Consider the following 8,154-nt stretch of genomic DNA (forward strand, 5'->3'; position numbering starts at 1 on the left):
AATGCACCATCAAGGTTTGCCAGAATTTCTACTGATAAATAAATTATTCCTATGATTTTTAAAATATTTTTCATTACTTTTGAGTTTAGTTTCATCAAAAGTATGGTTTTTGCCTAAATACCAATTAATTGTTATATCCGAAACTATTCACCATGTCAAAAATTCCCACCATCATCATCAAAAAAATTGAAGCCGTTATGAAATGGCCCGTAAAACTGCTGGCAAAAATTCAGTACGGGCGAGACATTTTTAACGACATGAACGGCAAGCCGCGGTTTGCCGCTTCGCAAGGCAAACTCAACAAACTGAACACCGACCAAACCGCTCTTGAAAACATTCAGAACGGGCTGAAGATGAAACCACCCACTCACACCACCGATGAACGAAATGCAGCCCTTGTGCTCACCAAAGCCGATTGCGAATCACTCCGCAACGATGTGCAGGACTTAGCCGATGCCGACCCAAAAAATGCCGAAACCATTATAAACGATTCGGGATTTAAAATAGGAATAAAAACCATTAAGCAAAAACAACAGGATGGCGCCAAAGACGATAAAGCAACAGGCGATGTAATTCTTTTAGCCGCAGGAGCAGGCGGGCATGAATGGCAGATTTCGCAAAACAAACGCGACATCACCACCCTGCCAAGCACCAGCGGAGCAAAAACCCGCGTGCACGATTTACCGCAAGGAAGTATATGGTTTCAGCGCAACCGCAAAATTCTGAAAAGAGGAAAAACAGGCGAATGGAGCGACTGGAAAAAATTTGTGGTAAAAGGAGGAACTCCTTCTGATGAAAGCAGCGCACCGCCTGCACCCATTCCCCCCGCAGCGTAATGGAATGATGGAATAATGGAATAGTGGAAAAATGGAAGAATGGGGAACAGCCCATCCTTTCAGCATTCCAACATTCCACTGTATTTCATCCTTCCAACCTTCCAATCTTCCATCATTCCATTGTATTCCTCATTCTGCAACTTGAAAGTTGTCATGTATGCTTCGAAAGTTGTCAAGTAGGCTTCGAAAGTTGTCAAGTAGGCATCGAAAGTTCTAATGTTTGCCTCGAAATATTTCATTTATGCTCTGAAATATGTCATGCCTGCTTCGAAAGAGGTAATGTTTGCCTCGAAACATTTTATGTATGCTTCGAAATATTTCATTTATGCTCTGAAAGATGTGATGTTTGTTCCATTATCCATTATCCATTATCCATTATCCATTATCCATTATCCATTATTCAATATCCTTCAATAATCCTTCATACATTTTTTCATACATCGGCAAAATCTTTTCAATAGAAAATTTCTTTGCCTGTTCAAAAGCATTTTCTGAAAACTTCTTGTGCGTTTTTTCATCGGTAAGAATGAAAAGTGCATTCTTAGCCATCTCATCCACATCGCCAACGTTACTTAACATTCCTGAAAAATTATGAATGTTCACTTCTGGAATTCCTCCTGTGTTGGTAGAAATCACCGGCACTTTTGCCGCCATGGCTTCGAGTGCGGCAAGCCCGAAACTTTCTGTTTCGGAAGTGAGCAGGAACAAATCGGCAATGCCGATAATTTTTTCCACACCGGTTACTTTTCCGAGCGAATGAATATCTCCGCACGTGTCTAATTGTTTGCAGAGGGCATCAATGTTTTTTCGTTCGGGACCATCGCCAATCAAAATAAGTTTTGAAGGAATTTGTTTTCTCACTTTATCAAACACGCGCAGCACATCTTCCACCCGTTTCACTTTTCTGAAATTAGAAACGTGCAGCAGGATTTTTTCTCCGTAAGGCGCGTATGTTTTTCTTTTCTCTTCGCGCTTTTCCACTGCGTATTCTTCTGCGCAAATAAAATTCGGAATCACGTGAATTTCTTTTTTCACCGGGAAATATTTCAGCGTATCGTCTTTCAGCGATTGAGAAACTGCAGTTACTGCATCGCTTTGGTTGATGGAAAAAGTAATCACGGGTTCAAAGGCAGGGTCTTTGCCAATCAGCGTAATGTCCGTTCCGTGAAGCGTGGTAATTACTTTCACGTTTATGTTTTGCGATGCGAGCACCTGCTTTGCCATGTAGGCAGCGCTTGCGTGCGGAATGGCATAATGCACGTGCAGCAAATCGAGTTTATATTTTTTCACCACTTCAGTAAGTTTGCTCGACAAAATAATTTCATAGGGAGAATAATCAAACAGAGGATAATCGAGCACGGCAACTTCGTGGAAAAAAATGTTTTTTAAATTTTTTTCTAACCGCACAGGGCGGCTGTAAGAAATGAAATGCACTTCGTTTCCTTTTTCCGCCAGCGCTTTGCCGAGTTCAGTGGCAACCACTCCGCTTCCGCCATAGGTGGGATAACAAACAATTCCGATGTTCATACTGCGAAGATATAAATGTGATGCCACTAAAGTTTTCTTTTTAGATTTGCCGAACAATTTAACGCAACCGGAATGAAAAAAATATTTTTTACGCTCACTGCAATTTCTTTAATCAGTTTCCTGAATGCGCAATCATTTGAAAAAGGGAACCGGAATGTTGATGTGAATCTTGGGCTGGGTATTTTTAACACTTCGGTGAAGGACAATCAAAGCACTGCCGACACTGCTTCAAAAGGAAAAGCGGGCGCAGTTGTTCTTGCTCCTTCCATGGAATGGGCGGTGGGAAAAAGAATTTCAATCGGAGGCGCATTGGTATACAGCAGTTATTTATCGCAAAAAGATTCCCTCGGGCAAAAACCAAAAGCAAAAGGACTTGACGGTGTTTTTATTTTCAATTTTCATTTTATCAAAAGCAAAAGAGTGGATATGTTCACGGGAATAAAACTCGGCTTAGCGGGGTTTCGCCTGAATCCGGATGACGGAACCGGAAACATTTACGGTTCCATGGGAAGCGCGTTTGATTTTCATATTGCCGGAAGATTTTATGTGTCGGATAAAATCGGGATTATTGCCAATCTTGGGTTTCCTTCTTATACTTTTAAAAAGTTTGGCGATAACCTCACCGATACGTTCACGCTTAAATTCAAAGGATTTTATATTGGAACGGGTGTGGCAATTAAGTTGGGCGGAAAACAAAGCGCCAGCAGCACTGCGGGAGGGAAATGATTTTATTATACTCCGAAAGAAAAGCAAGCAGAAACTTTTTTATGGCGTTTTAACCGTTGATGGAAACGGTGATGTGATTCTGGTGCCGGACGGAACGGGCGAAGAAAAAATTCTTGCCCTTGAAAAACGAGTGGAAGCATTGGAAAATAAACTGAACACGTTGCTTGCAAGTAATAAATAATTTATGTATGCTTGTACTCTCATTCGTATAACCGCTCTTGTATGAATGAATAACTCTACTCAAAAATATTTTTCCTTCCATTGTTGGGCTGCTGCTCACTGCCAACTGCCTACCGCTGTTTGTTCCTTTCCTGCTGTTTTGCAGTTTTCCCTTTTCGTATTTTTCGTACTCTTTCGCTTTTCGCTGATTGCTCAAAACCTTGTGCCCAATCCATCCTTTGAGCAGTTTGATACTTGCCCATACAATGGTGGTCAAATTAATTATGTTAAATACTGGTATAATCCTACGCCTTACGCTTCACCAGATTATTTTAATGCTTGCGGAACTCTTGGTTATAATGTTCCAAATAGTTATTTAGGTTATCAAACTGCAAAATCAGGGATTGCTTATGCAGGGATTGTTACCTATACAAAAAACTCATTATTCCCTGCTGGTGATAATTACAGAGAATATATTTCAATCGCTCTAAATGACACATTAAGAGGGGGACATAGATATTGTTTATCATTTTACGTCAGCAAAGCAGATACAGCACAATATATTGCTAATGATATAGGGGGACATTTTTCCATTTCTCCTGATACAAATTCTACAACTCAAAACACTGTTTTGCCTTTTATACCTCAGGTAAGTAATCCCTCAAACAATACCCTTTCAAATGATACGGGCTGGACAGAAATTTCAGGTTCGTTTATTGCATCAGGAGGAGAAAAATATTTGACAATTGGAAATTTTAAAGATAGTTCTTCTACAACTGCATCGTATGTTGGTGGTCCATCTTGGATGTATTATGGCTATTATTATATTGATGATATTACTGTGGTGTTATGCGATTCATTAAATGGAATTACTGAAACGGGTTTTATTCCCAAGATAAATATTTACCCAAATATTTCGCAAGGTCTTTATAATGTTGAATCAAATTTTTTACTTCATGAGATTTCAGTTCATAATTTATATGGACATACAGTATATCAAAAAAAAAATATTTCATCAAATAAAACAATTATAGATATAGAAAGTGTAGATGCAGGAATGTATGTTATTACGGTTTATGCAAATAATAATTATTCTTTTTCAGAAAAAGTCATTAAAATAAATTAATCCGATTTTATTAACCTTTAAACTTTACTACACATGAAAACACTAATTACTAAAGCAAAAGCAGTAATAATGTTTATTGCCCTTTATGTTACTGTAAACGCACAGGTGATTGACTTACAAAATGTGCCTGGTCAGCGATGGGGTCGATTAAATCCTGCCCCGGGATTCAATGCTTGGGCATTAGGAATTGGAAATTTCAACTCTCCTACTTCTCCTGCATCTGCATTACATGTAAATACAAATTTAATTCCAACACCTTATTACGGAGCAGGCGAGGTCTTCCGCACAGAATGCCCGGCAGGAATTGCAACTTATTGGCGAATGTTTCAAGGTACGAATCCGGTTGGTCGTATTTATTACGACCCAACTTTGGGAACTTTTAATGATTTAACAATTGAAGCAGCATTTAAAAACGAAAATATATTATTTAAGACAAATACTTTTAGCAGAATGATTATAAGAGATGGCGCAATACCAGCCACAGATGGTTTTATCGGCATTGGTTCAAATTTTTATTTGCCCCAGTCACTATTACATTTAGATAATACGCTTGCCACTTCTAACAATTATATTCAATTTACAAATGGGGCAAGCACTACTCCTTATACGGTCAATAGCGGTATGCGAATTGGGCTTGCACAAAACAGTACAACAGCCGAAATTCGTCAGGAAGAAAACGCGCCTATTGATGTTTATACTTTTGGCTCACAAAAAATGAGATTGAATGCTGATAATTCCGTAAATGGATATGGTATTAATGGTTATTCTGTAGGGACTACAAGCGTAACAGTAAATACCTCTGGGTATTTGCTCATAAGCCCGAAAAATACTCCAGTAAATAATACAGGAGGCCCTAAAATATATACAAGAGGCGCATTTTCACTTTTACATTTAAATGATGGAAATGGAGTCGGTACTTTTGTACAGGATTTCGGTTTTCGCCCATGGATGAAATGTGGTATAACATTCACAAGTAATAACGACCTGATGTACGTTGGACATAAAAGCAATGGTAAAGACATTACAGACGCAGTATTTCAATGGAGCGATAATCTTCAAAATGCACCGAATGGCCCAGATGTTTTAAAATTTGTTTTCACAGGAGGAAGTACTGCGCCCAGCAATACAAATACAAATCCTCTTGACCCTAACAGTATGGATGGTTTAGAACTTATGCGAATGGTAGTGCAATCAAATACTGTTACTCCTACTTTGGATAATTATGGTAAGATAGGCATAGGTCCATTATTTACGAACGCATTACCTCCTGCAAGGAGATTAGAAGTGCACGATGGAAGGACAGGTAATCCTCAACTTCGTTTATCTTATCAACTTGATCCCAACCCAAGTTTAGGAATATGGACAGATTTCCAAACAACTTCAAATGGTGATTTGGCAATTCTTCCTTTCAATTCAACATTTACTACTACTATTTTACAACCAAGATTCGTTGGCATTCAAACTACAACTCCGGGCAATACGGTTGAAATAAATTCTCCTGTAACTTCTTCAGTTACTCCAACGCCTGCACTTACTGCTAATACAACAACCGGCTATCTTGCTCCGAATACACTTGGAGGAACTGGCATGAGCGGTTTGCGGTTTACCGATTTAACTTCTGCTTCTACTCCTATTCCAACTGCCTCCTTTGTCCCTACAGGATTTTTAACGGTTGACAACAACGGTGATGTTATTCTGGTGCCGGGGGGCAGAGGCGGTGGAATTGGTTTATGTACTGCTCCTATTGCTACAACAAACATTGCTGGCGATTCAAGAATCGGGTTAAACAACTTCAATGTTTTTTTTGATGGAAATGGCGCAGGCGCAGCATTTAATAATGTGCTTATAGGTAAACCTTGTTCTCTTCTTCCTCAGGCAAAATTAGATGTATTGCAAAGTTCTGGAAGCACGAATACAATTGGAATTAATATTCTAAATACCGATGTCTCTTCAGGAATAAAAGGAAGCCCTCAACCTGTTATAGGTATTAAAAGCAAAATGCCTCCACCTTCTAATCAATTTTATCAAGTCGCTGGTTGGTTTGAAACTCCTCCCGACCAGTATGCGATTTTTGTTCCAGCAGGAGCAGGAAAAAATGTTGACGGAGGTACTGTTGATATTGGATACTCTTTTAATACTGATATTCCAGATTTCATTTTGGATGTCAGCAAACTGGCGCGTATTGCCGGAACAACCGTTGGATCGGATTCTATTTTGAAAACAGATGTTTCTCCTTTCAATGCTGGATTAAATGTTATTCGCAATCTTAATCCTAAGTTTTATCATTATAATGGCAAAGGCGGTTTTGATACGCAGCATCAGTATATAGGTGTAATGGCTCAGGAGGTTGCATCTGTTGCACCATATGCTGTTGATTCATCATTTCAAAAATTAGATTCTTCAGATACTGCGCCTACGCAAATATTGAATGTGTACAACGAAGCCATCATGTACACCTCGCTCAACGCCATTAAGCAACTTGACAGCGCGGTAACTGTTTTGGAAAACGCACCCACAGGAATTAGCGGCACCGGAACAACAAACTTTATCACCAAATGGAGCGGGGCAAACTCTGTTACTGCCAGTCAGATGTTCGATAACGGAACCAATGTGGGAGTGGGCACTTCTTCTCCTCAAAATAAATTTGATGTAGTGCGCGGTGCTGCGGGAGTAATGGGAAAAGCAACCTATGAATCAGCATCCATTGAAAGAAATGGCGACACAAAAATGGGAATTTACTCTTCTACATCAAATACAGGCGATGGCGCATCACTCACTTTTGGTTTCACCAATCTTAATGAAACATCAGGTCTTTACCCCGGTTTTGAAATGCAAGAATTATACAGTAGCAATCCTTCGCAGAATATTATGCGGTTTAATTCCATCAGCAGAACATCTGGTGGTTCGGTTGTTTCTGCCAATCCTAATATTTTGAATATTCTTGGAAATGGAAATATTGGTATTGGAACAAGTAATCCGAGCGAACGCTTGCATGTTGTAGGAAATATTCTTGCTACTGGTACTATTACTCAAAACTCTGATGCAGCGCTTAAACAAAATGTGGATTCTATCAGCAATGCTTTGCAAATTATTGCTCAACTTAAACCTCATTCATTCAACTTCGATACTGCTCAATATTCATATATGGGTTTGCCAAGTGGAAAACAATATGGAATCATTGCACAGGAAGCAGAGTCGATATTGCCGGAAATAGTTCATCAATCTGTTTTTCCTGAAATGAAAGATTATAACGGCAATTCACTGAATCCCGAAACACATTATAAAACGGTGAACTATACTGCTCTTATTCCAATTTTAATTCAGGCATTCAAAGAAGAACGTGCAAGCAAGGATTCTCTGAGAAATCAATTAAACGCTTTGCAGGCAATCGTAAATAATTGCTGCTCTTCAAATACAAAAACTACCGGAAACAATTCTTCAACTTCACAGGTTGATGTAAATCTTGCTTCTAAAAAAATTGTGCTTGACCAGAATTCTCCGAATCCATTCAAAGAAAATACAACCATCACGTATTTCATTCCCAAAGACGCAAACGATGTGAAAATAATTTTCACCGACATGAGCGGAGAAATAATAAAAGAAGTTGCCATTACCGAAAAAGGCAAAGGACAACTCAACGTATATGCTTCTGATTTGAGCAGCGGCATTTATACCTACAGCATTGTTGCCGATGGCATGACGCTCGACACAAAAAAGATGCTGAAATCAAAATAGAAAAATAAAAATGATGAAAGTCCCGATTGAGCGAAGCGAACATCG

Annotated in this window: 7 protein-coding genes; 5 read left to right on the top strand and 2 right to left on the bottom strand. The window is 39.1% G+C overall.

Annotated elements, in window-relative coordinates; all coding sequences use genetic code 11:
- The first annotated feature begins 152 nt into the window (after positions 1-152).
- Positions 153-836, top strand: coding sequence for a hypothetical protein (locus HY063_05990; protein ID MBI3501328.1), 684 nt, complete (start codon positions 153-155; stop codon positions 834-836).
- A 59-nt stretch (positions 837-895) separates the two neighbouring features.
- Here HY063_05990 and HY063_05995 read toward each other — a convergent pair whose 3' ends face one another.
- Together HY063_05995 and bshA are read right to left on the bottom strand one after the other, a co-directional pair.
- Entirely contained in the window at positions 896-1,075 is a 180-nt protein-coding gene (locus HY063_05995) for a hypothetical protein (GenBank protein ID MBI3501329.1), read from the bottom strand.
- Between the two features lie 157 nt (positions 1,076-1,232).
- On the bottom strand, positions 1,233-2,363 hold the full coding sequence (bshA, locus tag HY063_06000; GenBank protein MBI3501330.1) for an N-acetyl-alpha-D-glucosaminyl L-malate synthase BshA: 1,131 nt from the start codon (positions 2,361-2,363) through the stop codon (positions 1,233-1,235).
- Between the two features lie 72 nt (positions 2,364-2,435).
- Between bshA and HY063_06005 the strand changes: the two genes are divergently transcribed.
- The 4 genes from HY063_06005 to HY063_06020 are packed head-to-tail and all read left to right on the top strand — an operon-like array spanning position 2,436 to position 8,109.
- On the top strand, positions 2,436-3,089 hold the full coding sequence (locus HY063_06005; protein MBI3501331.1) for a hypothetical protein: 654 nt from the start codon (positions 2,436-2,438) through the stop codon (positions 3,087-3,089).
- Positions 3,031-3,270 (top strand): hypothetical protein, encoded by a 240-nt coding sequence (locus HY063_06010; protein MBI3501332.1) that lies wholly within the window; start codon positions 3,031-3,033, stop codon positions 3,268-3,270. Before HY063_06005 ends, HY063_06010 begins: the two co-directional genes overlap by 59 nt.
- A gap of 45 nt (positions 3,271-3,315) precedes the next feature.
- Positions 3,316-4,374, top strand: coding sequence for a T9SS type A sorting domain-containing protein (locus HY063_06015; GenBank protein ID MBI3501333.1), 1,059 nt, complete (start codon positions 3,316-3,318; stop codon positions 4,372-4,374).
- Between the two features lie 33 nt (positions 4,375-4,407).
- Positions 4,408-8,109, top strand: coding sequence for a tail fiber domain-containing protein (locus HY063_06020; protein MBI3501334.1), 3,702 nt, complete (start codon positions 4,408-4,410; stop codon positions 8,107-8,109).
- Positions 8,110-8,154: the final 45 nt, after the last annotated feature.

Source organism: Bacteroidota bacterium (assembly GCA_016195025.1).
GTDB lineage: Bacteria > Bacteroidota > Bacteroidia > Palsa-948 > Palsa-948 > Palsa-948.

What these genes read in the sequence shown, in the direction of transcription:
- HY063_05990 (MBI3501328.1), top strand. Translation starts at nt 153, where the DNA reads ATGTCAAAAATTCCCACCATCATCATCAAAAAAATTGAAGCCGTTATG.
- HY063_05995 (MBI3501329.1), bottom strand. Translation starts at nt 1,075, where the DNA reads ATGAAATATTTCGAGGCAAACATTAGAACTTTCGATGCCTACTTGACA.
- bshA (MBI3501330.1), bottom strand. Translation starts at nt 2,363, where the DNA reads ATGAACATCGGAATTGTTTGTTATCCCACCTATGGCGGAAGCGGAGTG.
- HY063_06005 (MBI3501331.1), top strand. Translation starts at nt 2,436, where the DNA reads ATGAAAAAAATATTTTTTACGCTCACTGCAATTTCTTTAATCAGTTTC.
- HY063_06015 (MBI3501333.1), top strand. Translation starts at nt 3,316, where the DNA reads ATGAATAACTCTACTCAAAAATATTTTTCCTTCCATTGTTGGGCTGCT.
- HY063_06020 (MBI3501334.1), top strand. Translation starts at nt 4,408, where the DNA reads ATGAAAACACTAATTACTAAAGCAAAAGCAGTAATAATGTTTATTGCC.